17 protein-coding genes are annotated in these 17895 nt (G+C 71.5%); 9 read left to right on the plus strand and 8 right to left on the minus strand.

The window, feature by feature from the left end; all coding sequences use genetic code 11:
• Window positions 1-2 precede the first annotated feature (2 nt).
• The 5 genes from FH608_RS34865 to FH608_RS34885 are packed head-to-tail and all read left to right on the plus strand — an operon-like array spanning window position 3 to window position 5719.
• Complete coding sequence (locus FH608_RS34865; RefSeq protein ID WP_139634623.1) at window positions 3-1820, plus strand: ABC transporter substrate-binding protein; 1818 nt, start codon at window positions 3-5, stop codon at window positions 1818-1820.
• Window positions 1817-2869 (plus strand): ABC transporter permease, encoded by a 1053-nt coding sequence (locus FH608_RS34870; protein ID WP_139634624.1) that lies wholly within the window; start codon window positions 1817-1819, stop codon window positions 2867-2869. Before FH608_RS34865 ends, FH608_RS34870 begins: the two co-directional genes overlap by 4 nt.
• Window positions 2866-3747: an ABC transporter permease gene (locus tag FH608_RS34875; protein WP_139634625.1), complete on the plus strand. Its 882-nt coding sequence runs from the start codon at window positions 2866-2868 to the stop codon at window positions 3745-3747. Before FH608_RS34870 ends, FH608_RS34875 begins: the two co-directional genes overlap by 4 nt.
• Window positions 3744-4718 carry an ABC transporter ATP-binding protein gene (locus tag FH608_RS34880; protein ID WP_139634626.1) on the plus strand — a complete coding sequence of 325 codons (975 nt, stop codon included), beginning with the start codon at window positions 3744-3746 and terminating at the stop codon, window positions 4716-4718. The genes FH608_RS34875 and FH608_RS34880 overlap by 4 nt, the downstream gene beginning before the upstream one ends.
• Window positions 4715-5719, plus strand: a complete 1005-nt coding sequence (locus FH608_RS34885) for an ABC transporter ATP-binding protein (RefSeq protein ID WP_139634627.1) — start codon at window positions 4715-4717, stop codon at window positions 5717-5719. Before FH608_RS34880 ends, FH608_RS34885 begins: the two co-directional genes overlap by 4 nt.
• Here FH608_RS34885 and FH608_RS34890 read toward each other — a convergent pair.
• Window positions 5716-6363, minus strand: coding sequence for a response regulator (locus tag FH608_RS34890; RefSeq protein WP_139634628.1), 648 nt, complete (start codon window positions 6361-6363; stop codon window positions 5716-5718). The genes FH608_RS34885 and FH608_RS34890 overlap by 4 nt on opposite strands.
• Entirely contained in the window at window positions 6360-7487 is a 1128-nt protein-coding gene (locus FH608_RS34895) for a sensor histidine kinase (RefSeq protein ID WP_139634629.1), read from the minus strand. Before FH608_RS34895 ends, FH608_RS34890 begins: the two co-directional genes overlap by 4 nt.
• A 109-nt stretch (window positions 7488-7596) precedes the next feature.
• On the opposite strand from FH608_RS34895, the gene FH608_RS34900 reads away from it, so the two are divergent.
• Window positions 7597-8688, plus strand: coding sequence for an alpha/beta hydrolase family protein (locus FH608_RS34900; RefSeq protein WP_139634630.1), 1092 nt, complete (start codon window positions 7597-7599; stop codon window positions 8686-8688).
• On the opposite strand, the gene FH608_RS34905 is transcribed toward FH608_RS34900, so the two are convergent.
• Window positions 8646-9851 (minus strand): FAD-dependent monooxygenase, encoded by a 1206-nt coding sequence (locus tag FH608_RS34905; RefSeq protein WP_139634631.1) that lies wholly within the window; start codon window positions 9849-9851, stop codon window positions 8646-8648. The genes FH608_RS34900 and FH608_RS34905 overlap by 43 nt on opposite strands.
• A gap of 60 nt (window positions 9852-9911) precedes the next feature.
• Between FH608_RS34905 and FH608_RS34910 the strand changes: the two genes are divergently transcribed.
• Window positions 9912-10478: a TetR/AcrR family transcriptional regulator gene (locus FH608_RS34910; protein WP_139634632.1), complete on the plus strand. Its 567-nt coding sequence runs from the start codon at window positions 9912-9914 to the stop codon at window positions 10476-10478.
• Between the two features lie 10 nt (window positions 10479-10488).
• Here the strand turns inward: FH608_RS34910 and FH608_RS34915 are convergent, their stop codons facing one another.
• Both FH608_RS34915 and FH608_RS34920 read right to left on the minus strand, forming a co-directional pair.
• Window positions 10489-11127, minus strand: coding sequence for a maleylpyruvate isomerase N-terminal domain-containing protein (locus tag FH608_RS34915; RefSeq protein ID WP_139634633.1), 639 nt, complete (start codon window positions 11125-11127; stop codon window positions 10489-10491).
• 67 nt (window positions 11128-11194) lie between these two features.
• A complete protein-coding gene (locus FH608_RS34920) occupies window positions 11195-11920 on the minus strand; it encodes a nucleotidyltransferase domain-containing protein (RefSeq protein WP_139634634.1) in 726 nt (241 codons plus the stop codon).
• Window positions 11921-11929: 9 nt separating this feature from the next.
• Here FH608_RS34920 and FH608_RS34925 point away from each other — a divergent pair, with 9 nt between their 5' ends.
• Window positions 11930-12745, plus strand: coding sequence for an SDR family NAD(P)-dependent oxidoreductase (locus FH608_RS34925; protein ID WP_139634635.1), 816 nt, complete (start codon window positions 11930-11932; stop codon window positions 12743-12745).
• 18 nt (window positions 12746-12763) lie between these two features.
• On the opposite strand, the gene FH608_RS34930 is transcribed toward FH608_RS34925, so the two are convergent.
• A complete protein-coding gene (locus tag FH608_RS34930; protein WP_139634636.1) occupies window positions 12764-13702 on the minus strand; it encodes a ribose-phosphate diphosphokinase in 939 nt (312 codons plus the stop codon).
• A gap of 124 nt (window positions 13703-13826) precedes the next feature.
• Window positions 13827-14453, minus strand: coding sequence for an HAD family hydrolase (locus FH608_RS34935; RefSeq protein ID WP_139634637.1), 627 nt, complete (start codon window positions 14451-14453; stop codon window positions 13827-13829).
• A gap of 108 nt (window positions 14454-14561) precedes the next feature.
• Here FH608_RS34935 and FH608_RS34940 point away from each other — a divergent pair, with 108 nt between their 5' ends.
• Complete coding sequence (locus FH608_RS34940) at window positions 14562-16361, plus strand: alkyl/aryl-sulfatase (RefSeq protein ID WP_139634638.1); 1800 nt, start codon at window positions 14562-14564, stop codon at window positions 16359-16361.
• Window positions 16362-16368: 7 nt separating this feature from the next.
• Here FH608_RS34940 and FH608_RS34945 read toward each other — a convergent pair whose 3' ends face one another.
• Window positions 16369-17769 carry a purine-cytosine permease family protein gene (locus tag FH608_RS34945; protein WP_139634639.1) on the minus strand — a complete coding sequence of 467 codons (1401 nt, stop codon included), beginning with the start codon at window positions 17767-17769 and terminating at the stop codon, window positions 16369-16371.
• Window positions 17770-17895 lie beyond the last annotated feature (126 nt).

The following is a 17895-nucleotide window of genomic DNA, read 5'->3' on the forward strand; positions in this document are numbered from 1 at the left end:
TTATGAGGAAATGGTTCGCGCGCCTGGCAGCGCTGGGTGTCGCGCTGTTAGTGGCAGGTCAGGGCGCGACGGCGGCCCATGCCCAGGAGCCCGCGGCGGGGAAGAAGGTCGTCCGCATCGGGGCCACCCAGTCCATGGACTCGATGAACCCGTTCCTGGCCGTCCGCCTGGTGTCGACGTCCATCCACCGCTGGATGTACGGCTTCCTCACGGTGCCCGACTCCAAGACGCTGCAGCCCAGCGCGGACCTGGCCGAGTCGTGGACCGCGTCGGACGACGGGCTCACGTGGACGTTCAAGATCCGCCAGGCCAAGTGGTCGGACGGCCAGCCGATCACGGCCGAGGACGCGGCCTGGACGTTCAACAAGATCATGACGGACGAGGCCGCCAAGACGGCCAACGGCCCGGCGGTCGAGAACTTCGAGAGCGTCACGGCCAACGGCCAGGAGCTCACGATCAAGCTCAAGAACCCGCAGGCGTCCATGCTGGAGAACCCGATCCCGATCATGCCGAAGCATGCCTGGGAGTCGGTCACCGACATGGCGAACTACGACGCCGAGAAGTACCCGACCGTCAGCAGCGGCCCGTACTTCGCGGTCGAGCACAAGAAGGACCAGTACGTCAAGCTGCAGGCCAACCCCAACTACTGGCGGGGCAAGCCCAAGGTCGACGAGCTGCAGGTCATCTTCTACGACAACCCGCAGGCCGCGATCGCGGGCCTGAAGAAGGGTGACATCGACCTGATCGGCCGGCTCAACCCGCCGGAGTTCGAGGCCATCCAGAACGACCCCAACATCGAGGCGTGGAACACCCAGGGCCGCCGGGCGGCGTACCTGCAGATCAACCACGGCGCCACCACCACGGATGGCAAGCCCGTCGGCGACGGCCACCCGGCGCTGAAGGACGTCAAGGTGCGCCAGGCGCTGCACTACGCCATCGACAAGCAGAAGCTGGTCGACGAGGTCCAGAACGGCCTGGCCAAGCCGGCGGACGGCTCGATCGTGCCGCCGATGTACCAGGACTTCTTCTGGGAGGCGACGGGCGACGAGAAGGTCACCTACGACCCGGCCAAGGCCAACCAGATCCTCGACGACGCCGGCTACAAGAAGGGCCCCGACGGCGTCCGCACGATGCCCGACGGCAAGCGCAAGCTGGAGTTCCGCTTCAGCATCCACACCGACACCCCGATCGAGGACAAGCTCGCCGAGTACCTGACCGGCTTCTTCAAGGAGATCGGCATCACGCTGACCACCAAGAAGCTCGAGTCCAGCAAGTTCACGGAGGAGACGGGCGTCACCGGCCTGTTCGACATCGCGATCAGCGGCTGGTCGGTCAACCCCGACCCCGAGGAGGTCCTGGCCACGCACCTGTGCAGCCGGCGGCCGGCCCCGGGCGGCGAGGGCGGCGGCACCGAGTCGTTCTTCTGTGACGACACCTACGAGAAGCTCTACCAGGAGCAGCTCAAGGAGCTCGACCGGCCCAAGCGCGCCGAGATCATCAAGCAGATGCAGGAGCGCCTGTACACCCAGGCCCCCGTCATCGCGATCTACTACACGAACGACCTCGAGGCCTACCGCAAGGACCGGATCACCAGCATCACCCCGATCCCCGAGGACAAGGGTCTCCTGTACGGCGGCAGCGGCTACTGGCCGTTCTACACCGTGGACGTCAAGCCCGTGGCGGCGAGCGGCGGCAGCGGCGGCGACGGCGGCTCCAACACGGGCCTCATCGTGGGCGTCGTGGGCGGCGTCGTGATCATCGCGCTGGCGGGCTTCCTCCTGAGCAGGCGGCGCAAGAGCGTCGCCGACGAGCGCGAATGACAAGTCAGCTGGAAGCAGCAGAGCCCGCCGCCCAGGCGGCGGGCCCTGGTGACGAGCGCCCCACCCGCCGCGGCACGCTGCAGTACGCGCTGTCGAAGGCGGGCGGGGCGCTGTTCAGTATCGCCATGGTGATCGTCGGCACGTTCTTCGTGTTCCGGCTGCTGCCCGGCGACCCGGTGCGCAACCTGGCCCAGGGCCGCAACATGACCCCGGAGCAACTCGACCTCGAACGCCACCGGCTCGGCCTCGACAAGCCGCTGATCGACCAGTTCTTCCAGTTCGTGGGCGACACGCTCAGGCTCGACCTGGGCACGTCGTACGAGTACAAGCGGCCGGTGCTCGACATGATCGGCGAGCGCATCGGCCCGACCCTGCTGCTGGCGGGCACGGGCCTGGTCATCGCGGTCAGCCTGGGGATCTGGCAGGGCACGCGGGCGGGGTGGCGGCACGGCAGCCGGTTCGACCGGTTCTCGACCGGCGCGTCGCTGGTGCTCTGGTCGGTGCCGACGTTCTGGCTCGGCCTGCTGCTGATGATGGTCTTCGGCGTCGGCATCGGCCCCATTCCGGGCGTCCTGCCCTTCCGGGGCATCGAGAGCGTCGACGCGCCCGACGGGTTCGCGTACTTCATCGACGTGGGCTCGCACATGGTGCTGCCCTGCCTGACCCTCGTGGCCGTGGTGTACGCGCAGTACCTCCTGGTCATGCGCTCGTCGCTGCTGGAGGAGGTCAGCCAGGACTACGTGACCGTGGCCCGCGCGAAGGGCCTGCGGGACGACGAGGTGCGCCGCCGCCACGCGGTGCCCAACGCGCTGCTGCCCACGGTGACGCTGGTCTTCATGCGCATCGGCTTCGTGGTCGGCGGCGCGGTCACCGTCGAGACCATCTTCACCTGGCCCGGTCTGGGCCAGCTGTTCTACGAGGCGATCAGCGTGCCGGACTTCACGCTCATGCAGGGCACGTTCATGCTGATCACCGTCGCCGTGATCGTCATGAACACCCTGGCCGACGTGGTCTACCGCATGCTCGACCCGAGAGTGAGGTCGGCATGACCAGTGTCGCCGCGGCCCGCAGGCGGCTCGCCCTGAGCCGTTTCTGGGCCGACTTCCGCACCCATCGCGCCGGCGTCATCGGGATGGTCGTGCTCCTCGCCGCCGTGGTGCTCGCGCTGGTCGCGCCGGTGTTCATCGACGAGAGCGTGACCAGCGTCGTCAAGGGCACGGGCGAGCGCTGGGCCGCGCCGAGCCTCGGCGAGCCGTTCGGCACCGACGAGTCGGGCCGCTCGATCCTGCTGATGGTCTGGTGGGGCTCGCGCACGTCGCTGTTCATCGGCTTCCTCGCCGCCCTGCTCAGCATCGTGATCGGCACGGTCGTCGGCATCACCGCCGGGCACTTCCGCGGCTGGCTCAGCGCCCTGCTCATGCGGGTCACCGACTGGTTCCTGGTGCTGCCCTCGCTGGTGACGGCGCTGGTGCTGGCGGCCATCCTGGGCGGCACCACGTTCACGATCGTCATGGCGATCGGGGTCACGACGTGGCCCTCGACGGCCCGGCTGATCCGGGCCCAGACGCTGTCCGTGGAGGCCAGGCCCTACATCGAGCGCTCGAAGGCGCTGGGTGCCGGTCACTGGCACATCACCACCCGGCACGTGCTGCCCAACGTGGCGCCGCTGCTGCTGGCCAGCACCACGCTGGAGGTGGCCAGCGCGATCGTCGCGGAGTCCACGCTGGCCTTCCTCGGCGCCAGCTCCAACCGGACCTCGTGGGGTTCGATGCTGCGTGGCTCCTACGACTGGGGCGCCGCCACCCAGGGCGCGTGGTGGTACATCCTCATCCCCGGCCTGGCCATCCTCGTCGTGGTCATGGCGTTCACCCTGGTGGGACGGGCGCTGGAGGCCGTGCTGAACCCGAGGCTGAGGAGGGCCGCATGAGTCTGCTCGAACTCGACGACCTGTCGGTGACGTACCGCATCGCCTCGGGCGAGGTGCCCGCCGTGCGCGGTGTGTCGCTGACCCTCGACTCCGGAGCGGCACTCGGAGTCGCCGGCGAGTCGGGGTCCGGCAAGTCGACGCTGGCCATGGCGCTGTTGCGGCTCCTGCCCCGCGACGCGCGCGTCGGCGGCCGGATCCTGCTCGACGGCGAGGACGTCATCACCATGAAGTGGGGCCGCATGCGCGCCGTGCGGTGGGCCGAGGCCTCGATCGTGTTCCAGGGCGCGCAGCACGGGCTCAACCCGGTGCGCAGGATCGGCGACCAGATCGCCGAGCCGCTGCTGGTGCACGGTCTGGCCAAGCCGGACGCGGCCCGCAGGCGGGTGGCCGAGCTGCTCGATCAGGTCGGCCTGCCGGCCTGGCGGGCCCGCAGCTACCCGCACGAGCTGTCGGGCGGGCAGCGCCAGCGCGTGATGATCGCGATGGCGCTGGGCTGCAAGCCGCGGCTGATCATCGCGGACGAGCCGACCACGGCGCTCGACGTGATGGTGCAGGCGCAGGTGCTGACGCTGATCAAGGAGCTGGTCGCCGAGCAGGGCATCTCGCTCATCATGATCTCGCACGACCTGTCGGTGCTGTCGGACGTGTGCGACAGGCTGGCGGTCATGTACGCGGGCCGCCTCGTCGAGCACGGCCCGTCCGCCGAGGTGTTCCACGACGCCAGGCACCCCTACAGCAGGGCGCTGGCGGCGGCGTTCCCGACGGTCGGCGACCCGGTCTCGCGGCTGGCGCCGAAGGGCCTCGGCGGCGACCCGCCCGACCCGATGCGGCTGCCGGGCGGCTGCTCGTTCCACCCGCGCTGCCCGGTGGCGCTGGACGAGTGCGCGACGCTGGACGTCGAGCTGTGGCCGGCGGGCGAGCACCATAGCGCCGCCTGCGTGCACGTCAAGGAGAGGGAGGGGGCCCAGTGACCGAGACGCAGGCCGCCGCGGAGGCGGTCTCGACGGCCCGGCCGAGCCTGCTGGAGGCCCGCGACCTGCACGTGGAGTTCGCCTCGCGCGGGCGCCGCGCCAGGGCCGTGGACGGCGTCAACCTGGCGATCGGCGAGGGCGAGATCGTGGCGCTGGTCGGCGAGTCCGGCTGCGGCAAGACCACGCTGGCGCGCACGCTGCTCGGCCTCGAACGCCCCACCTCGGGCGAGGTCCGCTACGACGGCGCCGCGCTGGACTACGGCTCCAGGGCGCTCAAGGCGTACCGCAGGCAGGTCCAGCTGGTCCTGCAGGACCCGACGGGCTCGCTCAACCCCCGGCACACGGTGTACGAGGCCGTGGCCGAGGGGCCGCGCATCCACGGCCTGCCGGACGAGCGGGAGGTCGTGACCGAGGCGCTGTCGCGGGCCGGGCTGCGGCCGCCGGACCGGTTCTTCCTGCGCTACCCGCACGAGCTGTCGGGTGGGCAGCGGCAGCGCGTGGTGATCGCCGGGGCGCTGGCGCTGAACCCCAAGGTGCTGGTCGCCGACGAGCCGGTGGCCTCGCTGGACGCCTCCGTACGCGGCGAGATCCTGGCCCTGCTGCTCAGGCTGCGCGAGGAGCTGGGGCTGTCTGCGCTGGTCGTCACCCACGACCTGGGCCTGGCCTGGAACATCGCCGACCGGGTGGCGGTCATGTACCTCGGCAGGATCGTCGAGTCGGGGCCGGTGGAGCAGGTGCTGACCGCGCCGCGCCACCCGTACACGCAGGCTCTGATGTCGGTGCTGCCGGAGTCTCCCGAGCGGGTGGTGCTGACCGGCGAGCCGCCGGACCCGACCAGGATCCCGGGCGGGTGCCGCTTCCACGCCCGCTGCCAGGTGCTCGCCTCCGGGAAGGCGGCCGAGGCCGGGGTGGACGGGAAGTGCCGCTCCGAGCTGCTGGACGTCCTGCCCGCCGTCCCCGGCGCGCAGGCCGCCTGCCACTACGCGGAGGTCGCGGGCTAGGGCAGGTCGGCGTCGTGGACGAGGATGGCGGCCTGGACGCGGTTGGCCAGGCCCAGCTTGGCCAGCACGCGGCTGACGTGCGCCTTCACCGTCGCCTCCGTCAGGCGTAGCTCGCGGCCGATCTCCGCGTTGGACAGGCCGCGGGCCACGGCCCTGATCACGTCCTCCTCCCGGCCGGTAAGCCGGTCGAGTTGCGTGCGGGCCGCCTCGGCGCGGGAGGGGGCGCGGTCCACGTACGCGGCGAGCAGGCGCTTGGTGACCGACGGGGAGAGCATCGCCTGGCCCCCGGCCACCGTGCGGACGGCGGCGGCCAGCTCCCTGGGCGGGGTGTCCTTGAGCAGGAACCCGACCGCGCCCAGGCGCAGCGCCTCGTGCACGTACTCGTCGAGGTCGAACGTGGTCAGCATGATCAGCTTGGGCGGGTCCGGCTCGGCCAGCACGCGGGCGGCGGCGGTCAGGCCGTCCGTGCCGGGCATGCGCACGTCCATCAGCACCACTTCGGGCCGCAGCCGCCGTACGGCGGAGACCGCCTCGGCGCCGTCGCGCGCCTCCCCGGCGACGGCGATGTCGCCCGACGCCTCCAGGATCAGCCGCAGCCCCGACCGGACGAGCTCCTCGTCGTCCACGACCAGCACCCGGATCATGCCGGGATCCGCGCGGCCACGAGGAAGCCGCCGCCGTCCTGGGCGCTCGTGCGCAGGGTGCCGCCGAGCAGCTCGACCCGCTCGCGCAGGCCCACCAGCCCCCACCCCGAGCCGGGCAGCTCCTCGCCCGGCGCCTCCGGGCCCTCGTTGCGCACCTCGACCTCCAGTTCGTCGCTCCCGTAGCGGATGCGCACCGCCGTGGCGGCGTCTCCCGCGTGTTTGTGCACGTTGGTCAGCGCCTCCTGGACCACGCGGTACGCCGTGCGCTCCACGGCCGGCTCGACCGGCCGCGCCTCGCCCTCGTCGTGCCTGGTCACTGCGATGCCGAGGGCGCGGGACTGGTCGAGGAGCCGGTCGAGGTCCTCCAGGGTGGGCAGCGGCCGGAGGGCGTCCTCCGAAGGGGAGAGCGGCCGGAGAGCCTCACCCGCGGGGGAGCGCAGGACGCCCAGGACGTCGCGCAGGTTCGCCAGCGCCTCGCGCCCGATGCCGCCGATCAGGGCGGCCGCCTGGGCCGTCTCCTCGTCGCCGGACCGGACCTCCAGCGCGCCCGCGTGCAGCACGATGAGCGAGACGCGGTGCGCGACCACGTCGTGCATCTCCCTGGCGATCCTGGCCCGCTCCTGCGCCCTGACCTGCTCGGCCCGCATGACCTGCTCGCGTTCGAGGCGCTTGGCCCGCTCGGCGGCGGCCTCCCGCGTGGCGCGCACCACGAGGCCGGCGGCGAGCGGCAGGCCCATCATGGCCAGCGCCATGAACCCGGCGTTGCCGGGGACGGCGCTCAACGTCTCGCGCAGGCCGCCCTCGATCCGGCCCACCACCGCGCCGGCCCCGCACACGGCCAGGCAGCCGCCGAGGTAGGCGGCGATGCGGCCCCTCGTCAGCGTCAGGCCCGCGTAGTAGGAGGCGACCAGCAGCGGCGGCCACATCAGCAGCCAGACGTACGCGACGGCGCCCACCGCGGCCAGCGGCCACCACGACCGCCGCACGTGCCAGGCGGCCAGGCCCGCGACCGCCGCGACCGCGAGGAGCACGGGGAGCGGCAGGCTCGACGGCATCCCCATCTGTCCCTGCACCACGAACAGACCGGACGCGAACACACCCCCGCCGAGCAGCACGAACCGCATGACTCACAGCGTATGGGGCGGCCGGCGCAGCGCATTACGACGAAAGTAGCAATCGCCGGTCGACCATCGGGGCGTCCGGGACGGCGGCCTCCGGCACCAGGCTGGCCGCATGCGGAGAACTCTTCTGACTGTCACGATGTCCCTTGCCGTCGTCGCGGGCGCCGCCGCCCCGGCGCTCGCGGCCCGCCCCGCCCGCCTCGCCCTGCCCGAGCCGACCGGGGCGCGGCCCGTCGGCACGACCGACCTGTATCTGGTGGACGAGAGCCGTCCCGACCCGTGGAACCCCGAGGCGTCCAAGCGGGAGCTGCTGGTCTCGCTCTGGTACCCGGCCAGGAAGGCCGCCGGGCGGCCCAAGCCGTACATGTCGCGCGCGGAGTCCGCCGCCGTCCTCGAGAGCTACCCGGACGTCCCGCCGGCCGCGCTCACCAAGGTCAGGACGCACGCCAGGGTCGGCGCCCCCGTCCGGCCGGGCCGGCTGCCGCTGGTGCTCATGTCGCCGGGCTTCTCCTTCCCGCGCGCCACCCTGACCTCGCTGGCCGAGGAGCTGGCGAGCAGGGGGTATCTGGTGGCGGCGGTGGAGCACACGTACGAGTCGGCCGGGACGACGTTCCCCGACGGCCGCACCACCACGTGCCTCGCCTGCGTGAAGGGCCAGGACGGCGACAAGGTGGCGAAGAGCCGGGTGAAGGACATGCGGTTCGTGCTCGACGAGCTGCTCGACGGCCGGTGGGGCAAGGTGGCCGACCGGTCGAGGATCGCCATGGTGGGCCACTCGATGGGCGGGTACGCCGCCGCCCAGACCATGCTCGCCGACACCAGGATCAAGGCCGGCGTCAACCTGGACGGCACGTTCAAGGTGGAGCAGCCGCTCGACCGGCCGTTCATGCTGGTCGGGACGGCGAAGCACGCGCCCGGCTACGGCTCGTGGGACGCGGCCTGGGCCAATCTGACGGGTCAGAAGCGCTGGATCACGGTGGCGGGGACCGACCACGCGGCGTTCGTCGACTACGCGGTGCTGAGGCCGTCGCTCGGCCTGCCCGCGCAGGAGCTGGACGGCGCGCGGGCGCTGAAGATCACCCGTGCTCACCTGGTCGGCTTCCTGGACAAGCATCTGCTCGGCAAGGACAGCACGGTCGAGGACTATCCCGAGGTCACCGATCACTCGTCGGACGAGAGCGTGGGCAGGCTCGACCCCGCGTAGTCCTTGAGCACGATGGCGTTGGCGGCGCGGTGGATGGGGCCGGCGACCTTGTCGATCATCCGGTCGCGTCCGGGCAGGTGGGGCAGCAGCTTGATCATCCGGAGCTGGAACCAGAGGGCCGCCCGCGACGCGATCACCATGCCCTTGACGTTGGCGGGCCCGAGCGCCTGGTTGGCCTCGACGAAAGCGCGCAGCTCCCGCTCGTAGCCCTCGGTCCCGCCGCCCGTCGCCAGCTCGCCCGCCAGCACGTACGCGCCCACCAGCGCCAGGCTGGTGCCCTGCCCCGAGGCGGGCGAGGCGCAGTAGCCGGCATCGCCCACGAGCACGACCCGCCCCTTCGACCAGCGGTCCATGTGGATCTGGGTGACCGAGTCGAAGTAGAAGTCCTCGGCGTCGCGTACGGACGCCAGCAGCGCCGGCACCTCCCATCCGGTGCCCTCCATGGCCTTGATCAGCAGGTCCTTCTGGGCCTCCGTGTCGCGGTGGTCGTAGGCCAGCGGCTCCGACGACCACATGAAGCAGGCCTTGGCGCGGGTGTCCTGCCTGGTGCTGTAGACGTTCGCGGTCCTGCCGGGGGCCGCGTGCACGGCCTCCTCGCGGTCCAGGCCCAGCGTGTTGGGCACGGTGCAGATCGAGATGTAGTAGCCGAGGTCGCGGGCGTAGCGCGACTCCTCGCCGAAGGCGATCCGCCTGGTGACGGAGTGGGCGCCGTCGGCGCCGACGACCAGGTCGAACCTGCGCGGCGCGGAGCGCTCGAACGTCACCGTGCCGTCGTCCGCGATGTCCGTGATCGAGTCGCCGAAGACGTATTCGACGTCGTGCCGCGTCAGGTCGTACAGCAGCTCGTTGAGGTCGCCGCGCATGATCTCGACGTCGTCGCCCGTGCGCCCGCCGAACAGGTCGGCGTCCATCGTCGCGACCTTCCTGCCCCTGGCGTCGTAGTGGGTGGCGACGCGCATGTCGGTGCTCGCGGCGCGGATCGCGTCCATGAGCCCCATGCGCTCGACGACCCGGAGGGCGGCGCCCCGGATGTCCACCTTGTAACCGCCCTCGCGGATCGCGGGGGCCCGCTCGACCACGGTCACGTCGAAGCCGTGCCGCCTGAGCCAGTACGCCGTCGCGGTGCCGGCGATGCTCGCGCCGGAGATCAGGATGTTCCTCATGCCCCTTAAGGTACACATGTCTCAGACGCTTGTCTAGGACAATTGTGCTAGTCTTTGGGCATGGGAAACAGGGAAGATCTGCTGGCCGGTGCGAAACGGTGCCTGATCGAGAAGGGCTACTCGCGGACGACGGCGCGTGACATCGCCACCGCCTCAGGGGTGAGCCTGGCGGGCATCGGATACCACTTCGGGTCCAAGGAAACGCTGATGAACGAGGCGCTGTTCGAGGCGATGCGGGAGTGGGGCGACGAGATGGCCGGCACCCTGTCGGCCGCGGTCAAGGCGGACGCGACCCCGCTGGAGCGCTTCGAGGCGGCCTGGGACCGGGTGGTGGAGTCGTTCGCCACGATCAGGCCGCTGTGGGCGACGCAGTTCGAGTTGCTGGGGCAGATCGACCACGTGCCCGACGTGCGCGAGCAACTGGTGCGCGCCATGGCGGAGGCGCGGGAGGGGCTGGCGGAGCTGTTCCAGGGGGTGGAGGCGACCGGCGATCCGGAGCGCCGGCGGCTGCTGGGGACGTTCTACCAGGCCATGCTGGCGGGGTTCCTGTCGCAGTGGCTGCTGGACCCGGAGTCGGCGCTGTCGGGCCGCGAGGTGGCCGCGGCCCTCCGCCTGATCGTCTCCTGACCGATGAGTTTCAGAAGGCGCTTATGGTGGCCGGTGCGCGCTCGGCGCGGCTCAGCGTGCGGATGACCGCCGTCGGCCCGTGCCGATAGACGGCCAGCCGGGCCAGCATCTCCACCACCGGGTCGATGACCGACGAGGGCAGTTCGGGCGTCTCCAGCCCCACGCTGGCAGCCAGGTCGTCGGAGTGCACGACCAGCTCCACCAGCCGCGTGAGCAGGAAGTCGTCGAGCCGCAGGGTCCACCCCGCCCAGGGCAGGTCCACGACCCGGTCGGCGGGCTCGGCGGGCAGGGCGGCGCTCTGCGTGTCGAGGAAGCCCTGCGCCCGGTCCGCCAGCGCCGCGGCCCCGTCCGCCGCGGCCGCCTGGCCGCCACGCCTGATGCTCACGTTGCTCTCGTGGTCGAGCCCCGCCTGCACCCACGGCGAGCGGGAGTAGTGTTCGAGCAGCTCGATGGGCTCCTCGATCCGGCCGTTCGGCACGAGCACGTCACGCACCCTGACGAGCTGGTGGGCCAGGTGCCCGGCCAGGCCCCCGATGCTGAACTCGGTGAGCGCGCTCGGCTTGTCCCAGGCCGCCGCCACCGCGGGGTCACGCAGCAGCGTCACCGCCGACGCCGCGGCCACCAGATAGGACTGCCTGATTTCCCCCATTTGCCGACCTTCCCCTGGTATCGGGTGGTAATTCGGGGCCAAGACTATCCCCCGGCATCCAGCGCCTTCATAGGGCTCCCTTGATCGACGACCGGACGAACGCCCGGGCCAGCCGGCCCCTCCTGAAGCGGCTCAGCACCGGGGGAGGCGTGCCGTACCGGCGGGCCCGGATGTCGGCCACCACGGTCTCCGGCGCGCCCAGCTCGGCCAGCACGTCCAGCGCCTCCTTCTTGGTGATCAGCCGCCCGTCCCGCAGCGTGACCGTGGCCCTGGCGACGGTCAGCACGCCGAGGTCGACCCAGATGTCGCGCAGCCAGCGCCGCCGCCCGCGGGTCTTGGGCAGCCAGTAGTCGCGCAGGTCGGCCCGTACGAACGCGGTCACCTCCGCGTCGGAGACCGCAGGCAGCAGGCCGGCGGGCGGCGGGCCGTACAGCAGGCGGGCGCCCTCGTGCAGCTCGCGCCGGGTGATCGCGGTGACGGGCCGGCGGAAAATGCGCTCGTGCGCCCAGGTGACGTGCTCGACGGCGTGGTCGGCCAGCTCCTCCCTCGCCAGGTACGAGCAGTGCAGCAGGGCCGCGAGCGGCCGGTCGAGCGCCCGGTGGGCGGCCTTGATGCGCCGCCACTGCTCCATCGTCACCGGCGAGTCGATGACGGCGACCAGATCGAGGTCGCTGCGGCCCTCCTGGTAGTCGCCGGTCGCCAGCGAGCCGTGCGCCCACACCGCGACCAGCGGAACGATCGGCTCCACCCCCTGGAGGAAATCCTTTAGCAGTCGTTCCGTGGCTCCGTGCATAGTGGCACTATGATCGATACCCGGCTGGATGGGAAAGTCGCCCTGATCACAGGGGCCAATCACGGCATAGGCGCCGCGGCCGCCGTGGCGCTGGCGGCCGAGGGCGTCTCCGTCTTCCTGACCTACAAGCGCCTCGACCCGCTGCGCCACCCCGCCTACCCCGAGGCATATGACCGGGCGCGCGCGGAAGGCGCCGACGGCGTGGTGCGGCGCATCCGCGAGGCGGGCGGCAGGGCCGCGTCGGGCGAGGCCGACCTGACCGACCCGGCGGTGCCGAAGACCCTGTTCGACCAGGCGGAGAAGGCGTTCGGGCCGGTGGACATCCTGGTCAACAACGCGAGCGGCTGGGGCAGCGACACGTTCACGCCGGCCGAGAGCGACGGGTTCGGCCGCCCGCTCAGGCCGGTCGACGCCGAGACCCACGACGGGCAGTTCGCGGTGGACGTGCGCGCGCCCGCCCTGCTGATCGCCGAGTTCGCCCGGCGGCACATCGAGCGGGGCGCGACCTGGGGCCGCATCATCGGCCTGACCTCGGAAGGGCCGCGGGGCTTCCCGTCCGAGGTCTCCTACGGCGCCTCGAAGGCGGCCCAGGAGAGCTACACGATGTCGGCAGCGCACGAGCTCGGCCCGTACGGGATCACGGCCAACATGGTCCACCCGCCCATCACCGACACCGGCTGGATCAACGAGGAGGTGGAGAAGCTCGCCCGCGTCCACGGCCCGCTGCGGTCGGTCGGGCAGCCGGAGGACGTGGCCGAGGTGATCACCTTCCTCGCCTCCCACCAGGGGCGGCGCGTGACCGCGCAGGTCGTCAAGATGTCCTGACCGTCATCCACGGAAAGATCATGACGTGCTGAACAGGGCGCTCACGGACTCGCCGTCGTGGATGCGGCGCATGGCCTCGGCCAGGGCCGGCGCGATCGACAGCACCGTGAGCTTGTCGCCGGCCTTGGGCGGCGGCACGGTGTTCGTGCAGACGATCTCCGCGACCTCGGGCAGCGCGCTCAGCCGCTCGATCGCGCCGCCGGAGAACAGCCCGTGCGTGCAGGCCACCCGCACCGAGCGCACGCCGAGCTCGCGCAGCCGGTCGAGCAGCTCGATGACCGTGCTGCCCTTGGCGATCTCGTCGTCCAGGATGATCACGTCCTTGCCGGCGACGTCGCCGATCACGGAGCTGATCACCACGCGGTCGTCGCTGAAGCGCTGCTTGGCGCCCATGGCGACCCCGGTGCCGAGCAGGCGCGCGAAGTGGGCGGCCTCCTTGGCGTTGCCGAGGTCGGGGGAGACGACGACGGCGTTCGACAGGTCGTACTGGCGGAAGTGCTCGGCCAGCTCGCGCAGCGCGTGCAGGTGGTCCACCGGGACGCTGAAGAAGCCGTGCACCTGCGGCGAGTGCAGCGTCATCGCCAGCACCCGGCTGGCGCCCGCGGCCACCATGAGGTCGGCGACGAGCCGCGCGCCGATCGAGATGCGCGGCGCGTCCTTCTTGTCCGACCTGGCGTAGGCGTAGTGCGGGATCACCACGGTGGTCCTGGCGGCGGACGCGCCGCGGGCCGCGTCGAGCATCAGCAGCAGCTCGACCAGGTGCTCCTGCACGGGCGGGACGAGCGGCTGGATGAGGAACACGTCACGCTCGCGGCAGTTGGCCTGGAGCTGCACCTCCAGCACGTCGTTGGCGAAGCGCTCGATGCGTACGGGATGGAGTCGCGTGCCCAGGTGGGCGCAGATCTCTTCGGCCAGCTCGGGATGGGCACTGCCTGAGAAAACCGTGATGTCTCGCACGATTCCGTAAGCATAGCCACCCGGCCTGGCCCCGGTCATGGCAGCGGGCCGGTGACCAGCGTGTCGAGGACGGATCCGGTGCGGTGGAGCAGCCGCCGGCGCGCCGGGAACGGGTCCTGGCGTGTCAGGGGAGCAGTTCGGCGGTCAGCGCGTCGAGGCCGGGCAGGACGCGCCAGGCCAGGGCCAGCGCGTCGGGCGCGGGAGGGTAGCGCGGGTGCGGCACGGCGATCACCCGCAGGCCGGCCGCGTGCGCCGAGCGCAGCCCGTTGCTCGAATCCTCCACCGCCACGCACTCGCGCGGATCGACCCCGAGCCGCCTGGCCGCCTCCAGGTATCCGTCGGGGGCCGGCTTGCCGCGCTCGACCTCCTCGGTGGAGACGGTGGCCGCGAAGCACTCCTTCAGACGGGCCGCGTCCAGCGCGACGTCGATCAGCGTGCGCGGGGACGAGCTGGCCAGGCCGAGCGTGACCGTTCCGTACAGCCGCCGCACCACCTCGACGGCGCCCGGCATCAGCGGCACCTCGTCGCGGTAGCGGGCGGCCATCCGCTCCACCACGCCGCGCGCGATCTCGGCGGGGGGCAGGGACACCCCGAGGGAGTGCAGGTAGGAGGCCCACTCGGCGGTGCTCATGCCCATGAGCCTGGACTGCGTGTCGGGCTGCCAGGTGCCGCCGTGCTCGGCGACGAAGGCCCGCCGCACCTCCTCCCACACCGGCTCGGAGTCCACCAGCACGCCATCGAGGTCGAACACGCACGCATCCACCCGGCAAGCCAATCACACGACCGACAAGTGTCCATATTGCCCGATTAGGGAAGTTTGTTGAGCTATATCCCTCGATTCCCGGGCATTCCGCTTGGCATGGCAGACCTTCCATTTCACGACAAGGGCGACTTCGTGGATGCGGACCGCGGGTTCGTCGCGAAGCTCAGCCCGGCAGTGATCAAGACGGCGGACGGCCGGGTCATCTGGGACAACGACTCCTACGACTTCCTCCAGGGAGAGTGCCCTGACAGCGCCCATCCGAGCCTCTGGCGGCAGAGCCAGCTGTGCGCCAGGCAGGGTCTGTACGAGGTCGCCGAGGGCATCTACCAGGTACGCGGCCTGGACCTGTCGAACATGACCCTGGTCGAGGGCGAGCGCGGCGTCCTCGTGATCGACCCGCTGATCTCCACCGAGTGCGCCGCCGCCGCGCTGAAGCTCTACCGCGCCCACCGCGGCGACCGCCCCGTCACCGGCGTCGTCTACACGCACTCGCACGTCGACCACTTCGGCGGCGTGCGCGGCGTCACCGACGGAGACGTGCCGATCCTGGCCCCCGCCGGCTTCATGGACCACGCCGTGGCGGAGAACGTCTACGCCGGCCCCGCCATGACCCGCCGGGCGGTCTACATGTACGGCTTCGCGCTGCCCCGCGCCCCCGAGGGCCAGATCGGCTGCGGCCTCGGCCTGACCACCTCGACGGGCACCGTGTCGCTCCTGTCTCCCACGCTGGACGTCACCCGTACCGGCCAGGAGGAGACCGTCGACGGGATCCGCATGGTCTTCCAGCTCACCCCCGGCGCGGAGGCCCCCGCCGAGATGACCTTCCTCTTTCCCGACCACCGCGCCCTGTGCCTGGCCGAGAACGCCACCCACAACCAGCACAACGTGCTCACGCTGCGCGGCGCCACGGTCCGCGACGCCCGCGCCTGGGCGCGCTACCTGGACGAGGCGCTCGCGCTCTTCGCCGACCGCGCCGACGTCGCGTTCGCCTCGCACCACTGGCCCACCTGGGGCCGCGACGGCATCGTACGGTTCCTCGGGCAGCAGCGGGACCTGTACGCCTACCTGCACGACCAGACCGTGCGGCTGCTCAACAAGGGCCTGACCGGAGCGGAGATCGCCGAGGTGCTGCACCTGCCGCCCGAGCTGGAGCAGTCATGGCACGCGCGCGGCTACTACGGCTCGCTCAGCCACAACGCCAAGGCCGTCTACCAGCGCTACCTGGGGTGGTTCGACGGGAACCCGGCCCACCTGTGGGAGCACCCGCCGCGCGAGAGCGCGCTGCGCTACGTCGACTGCCTGGGCGGCGGCTCGGCCGTGGTCGCGTTCGCCAGGCGCTACATCGACGAGAACGACCTGCGCTTCGCCGCCCAGCTGCTCAACCACGCCGTCTTCGCCGACGAGGGCAACAAGGAGGCCCGCGACCTGCTCGCCGAGGTCTACACGCGGCTCGGCCACGGCGCCGAGAACGCCGCGTGGCGCAACTTCTACCTCATGGGCGCGCTGGAGCTGTCGGAGGGCATCGTGCCGGCGAGCGTGGAGACATCCTCGTTCGACCTGCTCTCCGTCCTGTCCGTGGAGCAGATCTTCGACTCGCTGGCCATCCGCGTGGACGGGCCGCGTGCCTGGCACGAGCGGCTCTCGATCGACTGGCACCTGAGCGACCTGGGGGAGCGGCACCGTACGACGCTGTCCAACGGCGCGCTCATCCACCAGCGCGAGCCCGCGGACGAGAGCGCGGACCTGACGCTCCGGCTGACGAAGGAGCAGCTCGTGGGGCTGGTGGCGGGCAAGGGAGTCGGGGGCGTGGAGCGCGAGGGCGACACGGCGGCGCTCCAGCGCCTGGTGGCCGTGCTCGACCGCCCGGCGCCGGACTTCGCCATCGTGACCGCGTAGTCACCCCCTAGGTACGGCGGCGAGCGGCGGTGAGCAGGTAGTACAGGACGCCGGCCAGCACCAGGGCGATGACCACGCCGATGTTCGCCGCCCCGAACGTGCTGGACTCCAGCTCGTCGCTCATGAGGAAGCCGACGACCCTGGCGATGTTCTGGTCGGCCGAGGTGATGAGCCCGAGCCCCACGATCGACGCCACGACCAGCGACACCAGCCCGGCCCAGTTGAGCGCGGGCGCGCCCGGCCGCAGCAGCCGCTCGTCGTACGCCCTGCCGCCGGCCCGCAGCCGCCACATGTCCACCAGGAAGATCGCCACCCAGGCCGCCATCACCACCCCGATGATCGCGAGGAACGCCTGGAAGGTGCCGAGGAAGCTGGTGGACACGAACAGGAGGTAGTAGCCGCCGAGCACCATGAGCACGCCGTCGATCAGCACCGCGTAGTGCCGCCTGACCGGCACGCCCAGCGCCAGCATCGACAGCCCCGACGAGTAGATGTCCATGATCGCGCCGGCCAGGAAGCCGCCGATCGCGGTCAGCAGGTACGGCAGCAGGAACCACGTCGGCAAAGCCCCGGCCAGCGCCGCCACCGGATCGGCGCCCGCGGCCTCGGCCAGCTCCGGATCGCCGCCCGCGAGCAGCACGCCGAACACCAGCAGCACCATCGGCGGCAGCGCCCCGCCCAGCGTCGTCCAGAGCGCCACCGACCTCGGCCGGGAGTTCGCCGGCAGGTAGCGGGAGTAGTCGGCGCCGCAGTTGACCCAGCCCAGCCCGAGCAGCGTCATGGCGAAGATGACCCCGCCCACCCATCCGCCCGGCCCGGCCGTCGTCTCCAGTGACCCGCCGAGGCGCGGCACCATGAGGACCATGTAGACGACGGTCAGCACGACGAACCCGTACGTGAGGTAGCGCTGCACCGCCATGATCATCGCGTGCCCGTACACGCCGACCGCGATCACCACGACGGCGGCGACGGCGAAGCACACGGCGGTGGCCGTGGTGGCGGGGATGCCCGGCGCGAGCCGCGCCAGGATGGCGGCGCCGCTCTGCGCGGAGAGCGTGACGAGCACGATCTCCCAGCCCACGTTCGAGATGTACGAGAAGACGGCGGGCAGCTTGTTGCCCTGGTAGCCGAACGGCGCCCGGCCCAGCGTCATCGTCGGCACGCCGGACCGCGTTCCGCCGACGGCGACCAGGCCGACCAGCAGGAACGACAGCGCGTACCCGACGGCGCCGGTGATGATCGCGGGGATCACGCCCAGGCCGAGGCCGACGATGTACACGCCGAAGGCGACGCCGAACAGGGAGAGGTTCGAGCCCGCCCAGGGCCAGAAGAGATCCCCGGGCCGGCCGCGCCGCTCGGCCTCGGGGACCGCGTTGATGCCGTTCTGCTCGACGGTCATCGTGTCCATGATCGGACATTACTCGCCTTTTAGGGTGAAACAGAACCCCTTAACGGTGCCGGGGCGTGCGGCGATACCCTCCACGTGGCGATATTTCCTGACCTCCGGGGAACGATGAGCGCAGTGAGGTTGCGG

The sequence above is a fragment of the Nonomuraea phyllanthi genome (assembly GCF_006334985.2).
In the GTDB taxonomy this organism is placed as follows: Bacteria; Actinomycetota; Actinomycetes; order Streptosporangiales; family Streptosporangiaceae; genus Nonomuraea; species Nonomuraea phyllanthi.